Source organism: Glycomyces sp. YM15 (assembly GCF_016918015.1).
GTDB lineage: Bacteria > Actinomycetota > Actinomycetes > Mycobacteriales > Micromonosporaceae > Glycomyces.
In genome coordinates this window covers 46,177-62,203 of sequence record NZ_JAERMK010000022.1, presented here as the reverse complement: position 1 = coordinate 62,203, position 16,027 = coordinate 46,177, and the positions used below count along the sequence as shown (strand labels likewise).

15 protein-coding genes are annotated in these 16,027 nt (G+C 69.3%); 6 read left to right on the top strand and 9 right to left on the bottom strand.

Annotated elements, in window-relative coordinates; all coding sequences use genetic code 11:
- Positions 1–97: 97 nt before the first annotated feature.
- From JHY01_RS21310 to JHY01_RS21300, 3 genes are all read right to left on the bottom strand, one after another.
- Complete coding sequence (locus JHY01_RS21310) at positions 98–463, bottom strand: DUF5130 family protein (RefSeq protein WP_374199566.1); 366 nt, start codon at positions 461–463, stop codon at positions 98–100.
- A gap of 55 nt (positions 464–518) precedes the next feature.
- Positions 519–779 (bottom strand): hypothetical protein, encoded by a 261-nt coding sequence (locus JHY01_RS21305; RefSeq protein ID WP_205327710.1) that lies wholly within the window; start codon positions 777–779, stop codon positions 519–521.
- A gap of 270 nt (positions 780–1,049) precedes the next feature.
- Positions 1,050–1,571 (bottom strand): HNH endonuclease, encoded by a 522-nt coding sequence (locus JHY01_RS21300; RefSeq protein ID WP_374199565.1) that lies wholly within the window; start codon positions 1,569–1,571, stop codon positions 1,050–1,052.
- A 291-nt stretch (positions 1,572–1,862) separates the two neighbouring features.
- Here JHY01_RS21300 and JHY01_RS21295 point away from each other — a divergent pair, with 291 nt between their 5' ends.
- Positions 1,863–2,885 carry a mechanosensitive ion channel family protein gene (locus JHY01_RS21295; RefSeq protein WP_205327708.1) on the top strand — a complete coding sequence of 341 codons (1,023 nt, stop codon included), beginning with the start codon at positions 1,863–1,865 and terminating at the stop codon, positions 2,883–2,885.
- Positions 2,886–2,961: 76 nt separating this feature from the next.
- Positions 2,962–3,390, top strand: a complete 429-nt coding sequence (locus JHY01_RS21290) for a globin (protein ID WP_205327707.1) — start codon at positions 2,962–2,964, stop codon at positions 3,388–3,390.
- A 197-nt stretch (positions 3,391–3,587) separates the two neighbouring features.
- On the opposite strand, the gene JHY01_RS21285 is transcribed toward JHY01_RS21290, so the two are convergent.
- The 5 genes from JHY01_RS21285 to ettA all read right to left on the bottom strand — a co-directional run bounded on the left by JHY01_RS21285 (position 3,588) and on the right by ettA (position 8,397).
- Entirely contained in the window at positions 3,588–4,466 is an 879-nt protein-coding gene (locus tag JHY01_RS21285; RefSeq protein ID WP_205327706.1) for a hypothetical protein, read from the bottom strand.
- A gap of 137 nt (positions 4,467–4,603) precedes the next feature.
- Complete coding sequence (locus tag JHY01_RS21280; protein ID WP_205327705.1) at positions 4,604–5,401, bottom strand: YbjN domain-containing protein; 798 nt, start codon at positions 5,399–5,401, stop codon at positions 4,604–4,606.
- Between the two features lie 341 nt (positions 5,402–5,742).
- Positions 5,743–6,306, bottom strand: a complete 564-nt coding sequence (locus JHY01_RS21275; protein ID WP_205327704.1) for a hypothetical protein — start codon at positions 6,304–6,306, stop codon at positions 5,743–5,745.
- Positions 6,307–6,313: 7 nt separating this feature from the next.
- Positions 6,314–6,715 (bottom strand): thioesterase family protein, encoded by a 402-nt coding sequence (locus JHY01_RS21270; protein WP_307814516.1) that lies wholly within the window; start codon positions 6,713–6,715, stop codon positions 6,314–6,316.
- Between the two features lie 2 nt (positions 6,716–6,717).
- A complete protein-coding gene (ettA, locus tag JHY01_RS21265) occupies positions 6,718–8,397 on the bottom strand; it encodes an energy-dependent translational throttle protein EttA (RefSeq protein WP_205327703.1) in 1,680 nt (559 codons plus the stop codon).
- 162 nt (positions 8,398–8,559) lie between these two features.
- Between ettA and JHY01_RS21260 the strand changes: the two genes are divergently transcribed.
- The 3 genes from JHY01_RS21260 to JHY01_RS21250 all read left to right on the top strand — a co-directional run bounded on the left by JHY01_RS21260 (position 8,560) and on the right by JHY01_RS21250 (position 14,532).
- Complete coding sequence (locus JHY01_RS21260; protein WP_205327702.1) at positions 8,560–9,990, top strand: trehalose-6-phosphate synthase; 1,431 nt, start codon at positions 8,560–8,562, stop codon at positions 9,988–9,990.
- A gap of 65 nt (positions 9,991–10,055) precedes the next feature.
- Positions 10,056–12,650, top strand: coding sequence for a trehalose-phosphatase (otsB, locus tag JHY01_RS21255; RefSeq protein ID WP_205327701.1), 2,595 nt, complete (start codon positions 10,056–10,058; stop codon positions 12,648–12,650).
- A gap of 67 nt (positions 12,651–12,717) precedes the next feature.
- A complete protein-coding gene (locus JHY01_RS21250; RefSeq protein ID WP_205327700.1) occupies positions 12,718–14,532 on the top strand; it encodes a protein kinase in 1,815 nt (604 codons plus the stop codon).
- A 209-nt stretch (positions 14,533–14,741) separates the two neighbouring features.
- On the opposite strand, the gene JHY01_RS21245 is transcribed toward JHY01_RS21250, so the two are convergent.
- A complete protein-coding gene (locus JHY01_RS21245) occupies positions 14,742–15,089 on the bottom strand; it encodes a hypothetical protein (RefSeq protein WP_205327699.1) in 348 nt (115 codons plus the stop codon).
- A 394-nt stretch (positions 15,090–15,483) separates the two neighbouring features.
- Between JHY01_RS21245 and JHY01_RS21240 the strand changes: the two genes are divergently transcribed.
- The gene (locus tag JHY01_RS21240) at positions 15,484–15,996 is read left to right on the top strand and encodes a DUF3145 domain-containing protein (protein ID WP_205327698.1); all 513 of its coding nucleotides are present in this window, start codon (positions 15,484–15,486) and stop codon (positions 15,994–15,996) included.
- Positions 15,997–16,027: the final 31 nt, after the last annotated feature.

The following is a 16,027-nucleotide window of genomic DNA, read 5'->3' as shown; positions in this document are numbered from 1 at the left end:
CCCCGGAACCCCCCCCCGCCCCCCCCCCGCGCCCCCCCGGGGGGGGGGGGGGCCCCCCGCCCCCCCCCCCCCCCCCCCCCACCGCCATGTCTCGGGTCTAGCGGCTCGAGGCGGTCTCCGCGAGCATCCGCAGGCCGGTGATGATGCCCCCGGCCAGCTGCCCGGCGCCGAAAGCGGCTTCCATGGAGAAGACGACGAGCGCCGCGGAGCGGTCCGGGACCTTCTCCTGGGCGATCTTGCCCGTCACGATCTCCAGCTGCCGCTGCTCGGGCGAGACGGCGACGAGGATCGAGCGGTCGGGGTCGGCGAGCTTGTCGTGCAGTGCCTCGGCGGCGCCGCGGACCGGGTCGTTCAGCGGGCCGACGTACACGCTGTAGTGCAGGCCGCCGCCGTCGCGCTCGGCGACGGAGAGGGCCTCGTCGATGTGCAGCAGTTCGCGGGTGTCGAAGGGGCCTTCGAGCATCGCCGGCTGAACGTCTTCGGGGCTCTTGTCGACGCCCTCGACGATCGCCACCTGGTTACCACTTGCCATGCGAGCCTCCCTTGGGTCCACTGGCGACGGTCGCGGCGCCGTGGGCGCCGGACTCGAGTTCGGCCAAGCCGGACTCGCCTGCCACCGCGCCATTGCGGGCGACGAACCACACCGGTTTGAAGTTGTAGGGCTCGCCCGCGCGGTAGCGGGACTGCGGCCTCGGGTGCCGCAGGAAGATCACGGCGAAGACCGCGACCACAACCAGGATCGGGGCGCCGAACAGTATCAGCAAGTCCTGGAACGTCATGTTGCTCCCCTAAATACAGGTACAGGGTGACTCGGCGAATCAACGGCTGGCAAGCGGGCGTCGTCGCCCTCCTCAGTCACGGCCGGAAAGCGGGCTCCGAGTCCGGCCCTCAGACTAATCCAATTACGCCCCTCACCTCGCCGCAGGTGGTAACTCCGTGCAGTCGGTCGCACAGGGAGCGATTGCGTTGGTGCGCCGCGGCAAGGACGCGAACAGGGCCCGCCGACGGTCGAGTGACTGTCGGGGGCCCTGTTCGTCCGATGGCCTCGCTCAGGAGAGCCGGACGCGCTCCTTCCCGTGGCGGGGAAGCCAGGCTTCCCACGCCGGGTCGGGGCGGCGCTGGCCGCGGAAGCCGCGCAGCTGCCAGCCCGAGGGCGGCCGGGGCACCCGGGGCAGGCGCCAGCCGAGTTCGGCGAGGGTCTTGTCGCTCTTGCGGTGGTTGCAGGGGGCGCAGGCCGCCACGACGTTGTCCCACGTGTGCGTGCCGCCGCGTGAGCGGGGCACGACGTGGTCGATGGTCTCGGCCGACGCGTTGCAGTACACGCAGCGCCAGTCGTCGCGGGCGAACACGCCGCGCCGCGAGGGGCTGGACCCGACCTGCCTGGGGATCGGCACGTAGCGGTTGAGGCGGACCACCGACGGGACGGGGATGTGCATGGTTTCCGAGCGCAGAAAACCGTCACCAGGAGTGACGGTTTCGGCCTTTCGAGTGAGCAGCAGCACCGCCGCCCGCTTGACTGGTATCACGCATAGTGGCTCATAGCTCTGGTTCAGGACGAGGGCGGAGCCCAGTGTGGCCGCGCTGTGCGTGAAGAGATTCGGGAGCACCCCTGGGGAAGGGTCATCGCTGTCGAGCGTGCTCCTATGTCGAGGACCTATCACGGTGACGTACCTCCAAGCCATCGGTCCCGTCAAGTTTGACCTATATCTCAGAAAATTGCACCCTGGTTCCGTGGGATCTTGAATGACGCGCGAATATCGTCTGAGCGGACCCCGGACGACACCGGATCGTTCGGACGTCGGCAGGGGCGCGCGGGCCGTGAACTCGGCGGCCGCGCCTCGATGACCTTGAGAAGGACGAACGTGGAACTGCTAGCCGCCACCGAGGAGGCCTCGCCCTGCGACGCGGGCTTCAACTCGTGCTCGCTGCTGTACAAGCTCTCCGGCAACGGCGACTTCGCCGTCGACGGCGGTGTGGTGCTCGACAAGATCGGGCAGGTCCTGATCATCCTCGTCGCGGCCTTCTTCCTCCGCTGGCTCGTCAACCGGGCCATCGGCCGCATCATCAAGCAGGTCACCTCGATCAAGGGCCCGCAGTCGATCGCGGAGCTCGCCGACAAGCTCGGCTCCGGCAACTCCCGCCGCGATGAACTGCTCGGCGACCGCGGCGAAAAGCGCGCCGAGACGCTCACCGGCGTACTCCAGCACGTCGCCGGAATCGTGATCTTCACCATTGCGTTCATGCTGGTGCTCAGCGCCTTCGACGTCAACCTCGCGCCGATCCTCGCCAGCGCGGGGATCGCCGGCATCGCGATCGGCTTCGGCGCCCAGAACCTGGTGCAGGACTACCTGGCCGGGATCTTCATCCTCATCGAGGACCAGTACGGCGTAGGCGATTTCGTGGACGTCGGCGACGCGTCGGGCGAGGTGGTGGACATGGGACTGCGGGTGACCACGCTCCGGTCGCTGGACGGGACCCTGTGGTACATGCGCAACGGGCAGATCCTGCGGGTCGGCAACTCGAGTCAGAGCTGGGCGTATGTCGTGGTGGACACGCCGCTGCCGCCGAGCGCGGACCTGGATCGGGTCGGGGAGGTCATCACCGCGGTGGCCGCGGCGTTCGCCGAAGACGAGGCATGGCGCGACCACATCCTCCGCGAGCCCGAGTACCTCGGCCCGACGGAGGTGACCATCGATGAGGTCAAGGTGCGTTTGGGCGTGCGGACGGCTTCCGATCAGCAGTGGGCGGCGGGCCGCGAACTGCGCAGGCGGGTGAGCGAGGCACTGCGCGAGGAGGGCATCATCAGCTCGACGAGCGGCCGGATCTACGTGCCCCGCACCATGGCGAGCGGTGAGGCTGCCGGGGCGGACGGGGCGACCGCCTAGGTGATGTGCGGCCCATTCGGTGTGACGCGTGCCGGATCGGCTTCCTAGTTGGTCCCGCCCTTGGCACGATTGGGAGATGCCTAGTGACAGCCCGCGGGCCGTGGTGGCCCTGACGCCGACCGGACAGCCTGCGCCCACGCAGTCCTTCTACGAGGCCGTGGGCGGCGAAGCGACCTTCGAACGCCTGACGAACGCGTTCTACGCGCAGGTGGCCGACGACCCGATCATGCGCCCGATGTACCCCGAAGCGGACCTGGCCCCGGCGGCCCGGCGGCTGAAGATGTTCCTCGAGCAGTACTGGGGCGGGCCGCACACCTACTCCGAGGAGCGGGGCCACCCGCGCCTGCGGATGCGCCACGCGCCTTTCACGATCGGCGAGCGCGAGCGCGACGCCTGGCTGCGCTGCATGCGCCACGCGATGGACGAGGTCGCCCTGGCGCCCGAGTACGACAAGGTCATGTGGGAGTACATGGAGCGGGCGGCGGACTTCATGCGGAACGCATGAAGCTTGAGCGCAGCATGCGGAACGCATGAAGCTTGAGCGCAGCATGCGGAACGCATGAAGCTTGAGCGCGGTATGCGGAACGCATGAAGCATGAGCGGGATGCGGAACGCATGGCACTCGTTCTGCGCCGAGTCGACTGAACATGAAACGGAGCGGCGGGGTTCTCCCCGCCGCTCCGTTCGCGCTTCAGGTTCGGATCAGGCCAGGCACTGGCGCTCGACCTCGCGGTAGAGCTCGTCATGGGCCTGGGCCCATTCGAGGTACTCGCTGCTGGCCAGGTCTTCGAGGTCGTCGATGGTGCCCGGGTACTCGTCGGCGATCAGGGCGTCGAGCGCGTCGGAACAGACCTGGCGAGCGTCGGAGTCGGCCTGGAGGTTGTCGCGTTCCAGTTGGAGCGCGACGATCTCGTCCTCGAGTTCGGCCTTCGCGTCGTCGAGTGCGTCGCGGTCGGCTTCGACGGACCGGAGCTGGTCGGCCTGGTCGTCGAAGTCGTTCGCCTTCTCCGAGTAGAGGATCCCGAAGGCCGCAGCGGTGACGAACAGCACGAGCGCGATCACGGCGAAGGCGATCGCGGCGTTGTTGCGGGGTTTGCGCGGCGCCGGGGGCGGCGGCATCGGTCCCGTCGGCATCGCGGGCGGCGGACCGGCGGGCGAGGCCGCGGGAGGACCCGTCGGCGGCGGCGTCATCGCGTAGCCCTGGGCGGGCGGGGCGACCGGTGACGGGAGCGCCGTCTGCGGCATGGCGGGGGCGGCCGGTGCCGTTGCGGCCGTGGGCATTTGGGCGGCTGCGGGCGCCGGGGCGAACGAGGAGCCTGCTGCGGGGACGGGTGCCCTTGTCTCCGTGAGGAAGTCGTCGTCGCCGGACTCGAACGAGGCCTCGGGCAGGTCGGCGGCCGGCCGCGGTGCCGCTCCCGGAACGACCTTCACCGTGTCGTGCTCTTCGGACTCGAAGGCCGGCGGCGAGGCCTGGGCGGGGATGTTGACCGTGGCATCGGGTTGCGGCGCTGCGGGTTCGGAATCGGAGGGTGCGGGTGCGGCGGCGTCGGGAGGCTGGGCGCCTTGGGGCTCGGAGGTCATGGGGTCTCCTATCCAATTTGGAGATGGGGGTTCCCCATGAGCGTACCGGTTCGGCGGGAATCGCACCTGTTCAAAGCGCCGCCCCGGGCTCCGATGGGAGCCCGGGGCGGCGGTGCGCAACGGTCGGACCGGCAGGGTTACAGCAGTTCGCCCTCGAGCCACTCGACGAATGTGCCCGAGATCGCGGTGCCGCAGTCGATGAGCTCTTCGAGCAGGGCGGTGGTGATACCGGGGCGGACGGGGACCTGGATCTCGCCGAAGACGGGGAGCGCGCCCGAATCGGTCGGCTCGCCCAGGTAGGCCTTGAGGAAGCGGCGGGTGCGGTTCCATTCGTTCATGGCCGCGTAGCCGCGCTCGGACCACTCTCGGGGGACGGTCTGGTAGGCGCGGGCGCGCAGGACCAGGATGTCGGCGTCGGGGCCCTCGGCGCGGACCTGGACGATGTGGCGCTCCCAGAGGGCCACGATGCCGCCGTTCTCGTCGACGAGGTAACGGATGTCGAGGTTCCTCAGGGCCGCGATGATGCGGTCCGAGTCGAGCGGCGCGGCCTCATCGGTCTCCTGGGCCACCGCGTCCGCGGCGATCTGCTCCAGGTCGGTGATGAAGTCCGGGTCGATCTCCTCGAGGTCGCGCTTGATGAGATGCCAGCGGTCGACTTCGGAGATCTGCTCGCGCTCGGGGCCGAGCAGGAGCTGCTCCGCGGTGAGCTCGTGACGCAGCTCCCGGGAGGCGAACTCGAGGTCGACCTCGAACTCCTCGGTGTCGAGCTCGGGGTCATCCTGCCGCTCGGCGCGCGGGGTCGGGACCGCGCTGGGCTGGCTGCCGCGCGCCTGAGCGCGCTCAACGGCTCCGCCGAGCTCGGTGTCGGCTTCCGCGACCGTCTCGGCGATCGATTCTTGCTGTGCGTCGCGTTTTCTGCTGCGCCACCATGCCATGGTGTTGTCCGCCTTCCCACCCAAAATGCGAATCACTGGCAGTGTTGGGTAATACGTTGGCATTCATGCTGAGCTGAACCATTGGATGTGATTGGTCGTGCTTCGCGGGGCATAGCCAAGTTACGTCGTGTTGCAGTGAGCAGACTAGGGCTCGCCACTGACATGGCACAACCGTCAAGCAATCCTGACCAAAAGTATGAACCGTCGAGCGTTTGTTCGCAGGCACGTACGGGGTACTGTCACCGGTTTCATATGTATCAGAACGAGATGGCCCGTCCCATCCTCCGGACGTCGGGTATCCGTCACCGATCAGAGTGACATCACCGTGTGTTCCGAATCGGTCACAGCATCGGCAGGCCGCGGTCCCTGTCCCAGACGGTGCCGTACGTGGCGGCGAGTCCGACGCGGCGGCCGGCCTTGAGGACCCGCACGGGGTCGTCCCCGAGGAAGCCCATGCGGCACAGGGCGGCGACGAGTCGGAATTCGACCGGGTAGATCCTGCCGTCGTGTTCGACGCGGAGGGTGACGTGCTCGAGCATGGCGTCGCGCAGGCGCCGGTCGCCGACGCCCTGTCCGCGCCGCTCCCGCAGGGCCTGTGCGGCCTTGCGGTCGATGTCGGCGATGTCGGCGGCCGGGACGCTCTCGACGGTCGTCCACGGCTGTTTGGGGAGGCGCCCGCGCCATTCGGCGGCGGGCCGGGCCGCCGCTTCACCGGAGACGAGGTCGCCGGCGCGGTAGAGGCCGTCGGCGAGGCCCCCCTCACCGGCGTCGCGGACGGCGAGGACGCCGATGGGCAGGGCGGCCCAGAGTCGGCCGCCCTGCGCGAGCACGGGGGTGTCGGGGTCGAGGCGGGCGGCGCGGGCCGCGAAGGCCTCGTCGTCCCCGGCGGTGGTCGGGTCGGTCATCGGAGCGTCAGTCGGTCCACTGCTCGAGGTAGGCCCGCTCCTCGGCGGTGATGCGCCGCGGCCGCTGGCTGGCGACGTCGAAGGGCACCATCACGGTCTTGGCGCGCAGCGCGAGCTTGTCGTTCGCCATGAGCTCGTAGGCGAACGAGAACGAGGAGTTCCCGATCCGCTCGACCCACAGCTCGACGCGGGTCTCGGCGGGCACGACCACGGGCAGCAGGAAGTCCACCTCGTGGCGGGCCACGACGACGCCCTCGCGGAACCCGGGGATGCCGGATTCCGCTGCGGCGGAGAACATCATCGCGACGCGTGCCTCTTCGAGCAGCACCATGAACTGGTTGTTGTTCACGTGCCCGAAGGCGTCCATGTCCGACCAGCGCAGCGGGACGTCGGTCTTGAATCGCGCCACGGCTAGTCCCGGGTGAGCTTCCGGTGGGTGACGCGGTGCGGGTTCGCGGCGTCGGGACCGAGGCGCTCGATCTTGTTCTTCTCGTAGGAGTCGAAGTTGCCCTCGAACCAGAACCACTTCGGCAGGCCGTCCTCGCCCTCGCCCTCCCAGGCGAGGATGTGGGTGGCGACCTTGTCGAGGAAGGCCCGGTCGTGGCTGATGACCACGGCGCAGCCGGGGAACTCGAGGAGGGCGTTCTCCAGGCTGGAGAGCGTCTCGACGTCGAGGTCGTTGGTGGGCTCGTCGAGCAGGAGGACGTTGCCGCCCTGTTTGAGGGTGAGCGCCAGGTTCAGGCGGTTGCGCTCACCGCCCGAGAGGACCTTGGTGGGCTTCTGCTGGTCCGGGCCCTTGAAGCCGAACGCGGCGATGTAGGCGCGCGAGGGCATCTCGACCTTGCCGACCATGAGGTAGTCGAGGCCGTCCGAGACGACCTGCCACACCGACTTGTCGCCGTCGAGGCCCGAGCGGTTCTGGTCCACATAGGAGATTTCGACGGTGCCGCCGATGTTCACGGTGCCGGAGTCGGGCTTCTCGAGGCCGACGATGGTCTTGAACAGGGTGGTCTTGCCGACGCCGTTCGGGCCGATGATGCCGATGATGCCGTTGCGCGGCAGGTTGAAGTCCAGGCCGTTGATGAGCGTCTCGCCGTCGAAGCCCTTGACCAGGTCCTTGACCTCGATGACGGTGGAGCCGAGGCGCGGGCCCGGCGGGATCTGGATCTCCTCGAAGTCGAGCTTGCGGGTCTTCTCGGCTTCGGCGGCCATCTCCTCGTAGCGGCCCAGGCGGGCCTTGGACTTGGTCTGGCGGCCCTTGGCGTTGGAGCGGACCCACTCGAGCTCGTCCTTGAGGCGCTTCTGGAGCTTGGAGTCCTTGCGGCCCTCCACCTTCATGCGCTCGGCCTTCTTCTCCAGGTAGGTGGAGTAGTTGCCCTCGTAGGGGTAGGTGCGGCCGCGGTCGAGCTCGAGGATCCACTCGGCGACGTTGTCGAGGAAGTACCGGTCGTGGGTGATCGCGATCACCGCGCCGGCGTACGCGGCGAGGTGGCGCTCCAGCCAGAGCACGGACTCGGCGTCGAGGTGGTTGGTGGGCTCGTCGAGGAGCAGCAGGTCGGGCGCCTCGAGCAGCAGCTTGCAGAGCGCCACGCGGCGGCGCTCACCGCCGGAGAGGTTGGTGACGGGCCAGTCGCCGGGCGGGCAGCGCAGGGCGTCCATGGCCTGTTCGAGCTTGGAGTCGAGCTCCCACGCGTTCGCGGCGTCGAGCTCCTCCTGAAGGCGGCCCATCTCGGCCATGAGCTCGTCGGTGTAGTCGGTGGCCATCTCCATGGCGACCTCGTTGAACCGGTCGAGCTTCGCCTGGATCGGCGCGACGGCCTCCTGGACGTTCTCCATGACGGTCTTCGACTCGTTCAGCGGCGGCTCCTGCGCGAGCATCCCCACGGTCGCGCCGTTGGCGAGCTTCGCCTCGCCGTTGGAGACCTGGTCCTGGCCCGCCATGATGCGCAGGAGGCTGGACTTGCCCGCGCCGTTGGGGCCGACCACGCCGATCTTCGCACCCGGATTGAAGTACAGGGTGACGTCGTCGAGGACGACCTTGTCACCGTGCGCTTTACGCGCCTTTTCCAAGGTGTAGATGAACTGCGCCACGCTGATCCTTCGCTTTGGGACGAGCCGTACTGAACTGACCGGTCTCAATAATGTCAAGTCCGGGCGGGTACCCGCCAATCGGGCCGTCGCGGGGACCGTCTGCGTCACCGCGACCGCCGGGCACCCCGCCCCGGTAGGCTTGCGAAAAGGAGGAAATACGAATTGAGCAACGCATCCTTCATTGTCGTAGCCAACCGCCTCCCCGTCGACTCTGTGGTCGACGACGAGGGAAACCGAACCTGGCGCCGATCCCCTGGCGGCCTCGTCACCGCCCTCGAACCCGTTCTCCAGGCCAATCGCGGCACGTGGATCGGCTGGGCCGGCACCGCCGGCGAAGCCCCTGACGCCTTCGAGTCCGACGGCGTGACGCTCATGCCGGTCCCGTTGAGCGAGAACGAAGTCCTGCGCTACTACGAGGGGTTCTCGAACGCCTCGCTGTGGCCGCTCTACCACGACGCGGTCGAACCGCGCGTCTTCCGCCGCTCCTGGTGGAAGTCCTACTACGAGGTCAACGAGCGCTTCGCCGACGTCTGCGCCCGCGAGGCCGCCCCCGGGGCGGTCGTATGGGTGCAGGACTACCAGCTCCAGCTCGTCCCCGGAATGCTGCGCGAGCGGCGCCCCGACCTGCGGATCGGGTTCTTCCTGCACATCCCGTTCCCGCCCGTGGAGCTGTTCATGCAGCTCCCGCACCGCATGGAGATCCTCAAGGGCCTCCTGGGCGCCGACTTGGTGGGCTTCCAGCGGCCCCTGGCGGCGCAGAACTTCCTGGCGCTCACCCGGCACCTCCTCGGCTACCGGCCGCGGGGGCACTACGTCACCGTCGACGACCGGCTCGTGCGCGCCGACGCCTTCCCCATCTCGATCGACACCGCCCACAACGAAGAGGTCGCGAACAGCGAGCGGGTCCGCCAGCGCGCCAAGGAGATCCGCGCCGAGCTCGGCGAGCCGGAGACGATCATCCTCGGCGTGGACCGGCTCGACTACACCAAGGGCATCGAGCAGCGGCTCAAGGCCTTCCACGAACTCCTCGAGGACGGCCGCCTGCAGGTGCCGAACGCGGTGATGGTGCAGGTCGCGACCCCCAGTCGCGAACGCGTGGAGCAGTACCGGTCGCTGCGCGAGCGGGTCGAGCGCCAGATCGGGCGCATCAACGGCGAATACGGGCAGGTCGGCCTCCCGGCGGTGCACTACCTGCACCAGAGCTTCGACCGGTACGAGCTGGCGGCGCTGTACCAGGCGGCCGATGTGATGGCGGTGACCCCGCTGCGCGACGGCATGAACCTGGTGGCGAAGGAGTACGTGGCGAGCCGGATCGACAACCGCGGGGCGCTCGTGCTGAGCGAGTTCGCCGGTGCCGCAGGCGATCTGCGGCAGGCGTTCCTGGTGAATCCGCATGATTTGACCGATTTGAAAGACGGATTTGTGACAGCTGCGAACGCGCCGCTCGACGATAAGATGAAGAGGATGCGCGCCATGAGGCGTTATCTGCGCAAGCACGATGTGAATCGCTGGGCGCGCAGCTTCCTCACAGCGCTAGGAGTTCCGGAGCGCAGCGCGGCGTACAATCCGGGCAGCCCGCCTGCCGAAGTCTGATACCCGGCGGTCGGGCGGCAGGCACAGACATTTCCGCAACGACGGTGTTGGAGAGATACGCCACGATGACCGCACCACGCCCTGAGAGCCACGCGTCGGAGGACTTCAGTTCCTCCGAAGAACTGCGTTCGGCCCTCACACTGCTCGCACGCGTTCCGCAACTGCTGATCGCGTGCGACTACGACGGCACGCTCGCGCCGATCGTCACCGATCCTTCGCAGGCCATGCCGCTTCCCGAGTCGGTCTCGGCCCTGCGGACACTGGCGAACCTGCCGCAGACGAAGGTCGCGGTCATCTCCGGCCGGGCCCTGCGGGACCTGGCGGCGCTCTCCCGCCTGCCCTCCGAGATCCACTTGGTCGGGTCCCACGGGTCCGAGTTCGACGTCGGCTTCACCCGGGCGCTCTCCAGCGAGGACCAGCGGTTGCGCGACAAGCTCGTCGCCGAGCTGTCGGCGATCGCTGAACGCTACGAGGGCGCCCGGGTCGAGCCCAAGCCGGCCGGCTGCGCACTGCACGTTCGCGAAGCGTCCGAACCGGATGCGATGCGCGCGATCGAGGACGTCCGCGAAGGGCCGTCCACATGGGACGGCGTGCAGACCACCGAGGGCAAGGCCGTCATCGACCTGTCCGTGGTCACCACGCACAAGGGCGACGCGCTCGACAAGCTGCGCCACCAGCTGGGGGCCTCCGCGGTCCTCTTCCTGGGCGACGACGTGACCGACGAGAATGCGTTTGCGCACCTGCACGGCCCCGACGTCGGCGTCCGCGTCGGCCCCGGCCCCACCCGCGCCGCGTTCCGCATCGGCGACCCCGAGGACGTCGCGAAGCTCCTCGCCCGCCTCGTCGACACCCGGCGCGCCTGGCTCCAAGGCGAATCCGCGCAGCTCATCGAGCGGCACACGATGCTCGCCGACGGCGCCAACCACGCGCTCCTCACCCCCGACGGGCGCGTCACCTGGATGTGCCACCCGCGCCCCGACTCCGGCTCGGTCTTCGCCGACCTCCTCGGCGGCGAGCACGCCGGGCACTTCAGCGTCCAGCCCGTCAACGCCGGCATCCCGCTCGGCCAGCGCTACGTGGCCGGCACGATGACCGTCGAGACCCGCTGGCCGGGCCTCGCCGTCACCGACTGGCTCGACTCGACCCCGCGCCGCCGCGGCGACCTCAACGCCACCGTCCTCGTCCGCGAGGTCACCGGCGAAGTCCCCGTCAAGCTCACCTTCGCCCCCCGCCCCGAGTTCGGGCAGCTGCCCGTGCAGCTCCAGCCCGTCGGCGACGACGGCCTGCGCGTCCTCGGCGGCCGCGAACCCATCAGCCTGCGCTCGCCGGGCGTGGACTGGCACATCGAATACGACGGGCAGCACTCGCTCGCCGTGGCCGTCGTCGACCTCGCCGCCGTCGGCGGGTCCCTGGTGCTCGAGATGCGCGCCGGATCGGCGAGCCTCGACGAGTGGAAGCCGCCCGTCAACGTCCGCCGCCGCACGACCGAGGCCGGCTGGCGCAACTGGTCGGACTCGCTGCGGCTCCCCCGCGTCGAGACCGAGATGGTCTCCCGCTCCGCCCTGGCGCTCAAGGCGCTCTGCTACCAGCCCTCGGGCGCGATCCTCGCCGCGGGCACCACCTCGCTGCCCGAGGAACTCGGCGGCGTCCGCAACTGGGACTACCGCTTCTGCTGGATCCGCGACGCCGCGATGACCGCCAACGCCCTCGTCGACCTCGGCTCCCTCCAGGAAGCCGAGTCGTACTTCACGTGGGTCGCCGGGATCATCGAGCGCACCGCGGGCCACCCCGAGCGGCTCGCCCCGCTCTACGACATCGAGGGCATGCCCCCGAGCCCCGAGGCGATCATCGACACGCTCCCCGGGTACGCCGGGGCGCGGCCGGTGCGCATCAACAACGCCGCGTCGAACCAGGTCCAGCTGGACGTGTTCGGCCCCGTCGCGATGCTCGTCGAAGCCGTCGCGCAGCGCCGCGGGCACCTCTCGGAATTCGAGCAGCAGGTCATGGGCAGCATGGTCGAGGCGGTCGCGAAGCGCTGGCACGAACCCGACCACGGCATCTGGGAGGCCCGCCAGGCCCCGAGGCACCACGTGTACTCGAAGGTCATGTGCTGGGTCACCGTGGACCGCGCGCTCAAGGTCGCCGACCAGTTCGGCATGGAGTACGGCCCCAATTGGCACGAGCTGCGCGACCAGATCGCGAAGAACGTGCTGGAACTGGGCTGGAACGACGAGTCCGGGGCCTACACGGCCGCCTACGGCCACGACGACCTCGACGCCGCGTCGCTGTGGGTCGGCCTCTCCGGGCTGCTCCCGCCGGACGACCCGCGCTACCTCAAGACCGTGCTCAAGATCGAGGCCGGGCTCCGCTCGGGCCCGACGGTGTACCGCTACCACCGCGACGACGGCCTCCCGGGCACCGAGGGCGGGTTCGTCATCTGCGCCGCTTGGCTCGCCGAGGCCTACCTGCAGGTGGGCCGCCGCACCGACGCCGAGGAGCTGTTCGAGCAGATCCTCGCGTGCGCGGGCCCCACGGGCCTCCTGCCCGAGCAGTGGGACCCGATCGCCGAACGCGGCCTGGGCAACCACCCGCAGGCGTACTCGCACCTGGGCCTCATCCGGGTCGCGAATCTGCTGAACGGCCAGAACAACCGCATCTGAGTCGTCCTCAAGGCGAGGGCTACTCTGTTCAGGACGGAATCACGCCTCCTGACAGGAAGCCCTCGCCTTGAGCTCCCCCACTCCTGCCATTCCCGGCTACCGCGACTTCGCGATGGTCGCGCACGGGTCGACCGCGTTCGTCTACCGCGCCGTCCAGGAGCGCCTCGACCGGACGGTCGCCGTCAAGGTCCTGCTCGTCGACGACGACATGACCACCGCGGACTCGGTCGAGAAGGAACTCGAGGCCACCGTCGCCGTCTCGAACCACCCGCACATCGTCTCGATCATCGACACCGGCCACACCGAGACCGGGCAGCCGTACATCGTCATGGAGTACTGCGAAGGCGGGTCCTACTCGGCGATCCTGAAGGCCGACGGGCCGCTGCCGGTGGAAGACGTGCTCGACGTGGGCGTCAAGATCGGTCAGGCCCTCCAGGCCGCCCACAGCGCGGACATCCTCCACCGTGACGTCAAGCCGCAGAACATCCTCCGCGGCCAGTACGGGCCCGCGCTGGCGGACTTCGGGATCGCGCGCACGCCCGCCTCCCTGGCCGCTACCGCCGCGATCGACAAGCTCACGCCGCTGCACGCCTCGCCCGAGGCGCTGCTGCGGCAGGCCCAGACCTCCGCGAGCGACCTGTTCAGCCTCGCGTCGAGCATGTGGCACCTCCTCGCCGGGTACGCGCCGTTCGCGAACCCCGCGGGCGGGACCGACCCTGACACGCACCGCGAGCGCGTCACCTCCGACGCGCCGCCGCCGAAGCTCCCGCGCGAGGACGTGCCGGAATGGCTGGAGAGCCTGCTCGTGCGCGGCCTCTCGCGCGATCCGGCCCGCCGGCCCGCTTCGGGCCGGGCGTTCGCCGAGGAGCTGCAGCGCGGCATGTACGGCGGCGGGGTCGGCAAGGCCTCCGCGCCCGCAGTGATCGGCGACGTGAGCAACGAGGAGACGGTCTACCGGCCCGAGGTCGCCTCGCGCGGCACGCGCGTGCCGCTGGACCCGTTCGCGCCCGTGCAGCCGCTGCCGCAGCCCGAACGGGGCGGCACCCTCGGCAGTGGTCTCACGGGAGGCCGCACCGGCGGATTCGGCGGCGAGCTCGGCCACGCGGTCGATCCTCGGTACGCACAGCTCGACGGCGGTACGCAGGGCGGCCCGGTCTCGGCCGCGCCGTTCTCGGGGGTCCCGATGAGCGCCCAGCCGTTCTCCGGTGCACCGCAGCAGGCGCTGCAGCACCAGGCGCAGCACGTCGCGCCGTACTCGGCGCCGCCGCAGGCGCCGGTGAGCATGCAGCCACCGCCGACGCCGTGGAGCCCGCAGGCCGCCCAGCAGTCGCCGCACATGCAGCAGGCGGCCCCGCAGGAGCAGGTGTTCGCACCGCCGGTGATCGGCCGCGAGGGCGCGAAGCCGCGAAAGACCAAGGCGTACAAGGCCCCCAAGCCGATCCAGCCGAAGCAGAAGGACGAGCGGAGCCTCAAGTCGTACGTGTACCTCGGGCTCGCGATCACCGTGCTGCTCGGCGGGATCATGACCGTGTGGCTGTGGCTCCTCACGCCGAACCAGGGCCCTGAGGACTTCGACCAGGCGAACACCGAGGGCGGAGGCGCGGTCGAGCAACTGGCGATCGCGTCCTGGAACGAGGGCGCGGTGTCCTTGACCTGGACGGCCCCGCCTGAGAGCGAAGAAGGCCTGCGGTACATCGTCTTCGCCCAACGGGTCGGCGACGAGAAGGCCGAAGCGCTCAACCCCGAGGGCACCGTCGCGACCGAGTTCGCCGCGGCCGGCCTGATCCCCGGCGAGAACTACTGCTTCACGGTGAGCGCGCTGTGGAACATCGACACGGTCCCCATGTCCGAACCGGTCTGCACCTCGGACCTCGGGGACTGATGCGCCCGCCCCATTGGGGATCGTCCGATCGGGTGAGGCGTATGCGTTCAAGGGCTTATTCGGAGTGCCTACGATTAGCGCCGATCGGCAATTCGCATTGACGCGATCGAACAGGCGATCGAGCAATTCCGCGAAGCCGCGGAACCCGGAGACGAAAAAGCGCTCCACGCCCTGGCGGGCATGGAGCGCGAAGTTCGCGGGTGCGAAACCTAGGCGGCGACGGCCTCGGCGGCGAAGGCGTCCGCCTCTTCGAGGGTCTTGAGGGTGGTGTCCCAGCCCTGCTCCGCGGGGAGCTTGGCGGCGAGGCCCTCGATCTCGGCCTTGATCTTCGCGCCGTGACCGGCCGCGGCGAGGGCCTTGACGGCCTCGGTGAACGCCTCGGAGCCGGTGGCGAGGTGCAGGGTCTTGCCGTCGACCAGGTTGCGCAGGTACACGTGCTTCCCGTTGTTGAGCGGGATCAGGTACTTGAACTCGCCGAGGACGTTGAGTCCCGCGCCGCCCTTGGCCTGGCCGGCCTTGACGGACGCGCGTGCTGTCTTGGAAGTGTTGGCTGCCACGCCGGTCTCCTCACCATGTCGTGTAAGACGAATCTTCGGCCTGACACAGGGAGAGCAGCCCGAATCGCGGGTGCTGAACCTGGGTTGGACCACAAAAGAAAACCGACAGTCCGCCGGTCATGCGCAAGTGTAGCTCAGGTGCGGGCTGCGTCGACTAGCACACGTACCGGGTGTGACGCATCGAATGATCGAAAAAGTGAGCCCCCGGAGCGGTTTAAGCCTAGCGCGATGCTTTGGAAGCTGTCAGTATGTAACTGAGCGAAATAGCGTGCCGGGTTCGAGTTCATCCCACTCTCATCCCGGCCGATGCTCGTTGCACGACTTTTAGTCGTAGCGAAATGACCACAAGGAGTGAGCCAGTACTCAGAGACGCCGATTCCCAAGGAGGTGCGCGATGCAGACACGCGGCGTGATCTACATCCACTCCAGCCCGTCTGCGGTGTGCCCGCATGTCGAGTGGGCGATCGGCCGTGTCCTGGAACGCTCCGGTTCCACCGCGGGACAGGGCGTGAAGCTGGGCTGGAACCCGCAGAACGCCGAGCGCGGCACCATGCGCGCCGAGCGCTCCTGGACCGGCTACGCCGGCATGGGCGCCGAGTTCGCGAAGGCCCTCGCGCAGTGGCCGATGCTGCGCTTCGAGATCACCGAGGACCCGAGCGCCGGCGTCGACGGCGAGCGGATCATGCACGTTCCCGGCCGGGGGATCTACCGCGCGGCGATGAGCGCCGGCGGCGAGATCATGATCGCCGAGGACCGCATCCGCGCGCTGCTCGCGACCACGACCAGCGCCGAGGCGCTGCGCAACGGGCTGGACCAGTTGCTCGGCCTCGAGTGGGACCGCGAACTGCGGCCCTACAGGCAGGCGGCGGGCGGCACCGAGCAGTCCTGGCTGTCCCAGGTCGGCTAGACCGGCGAGACGTTCCGATTCGGGCCCCGCG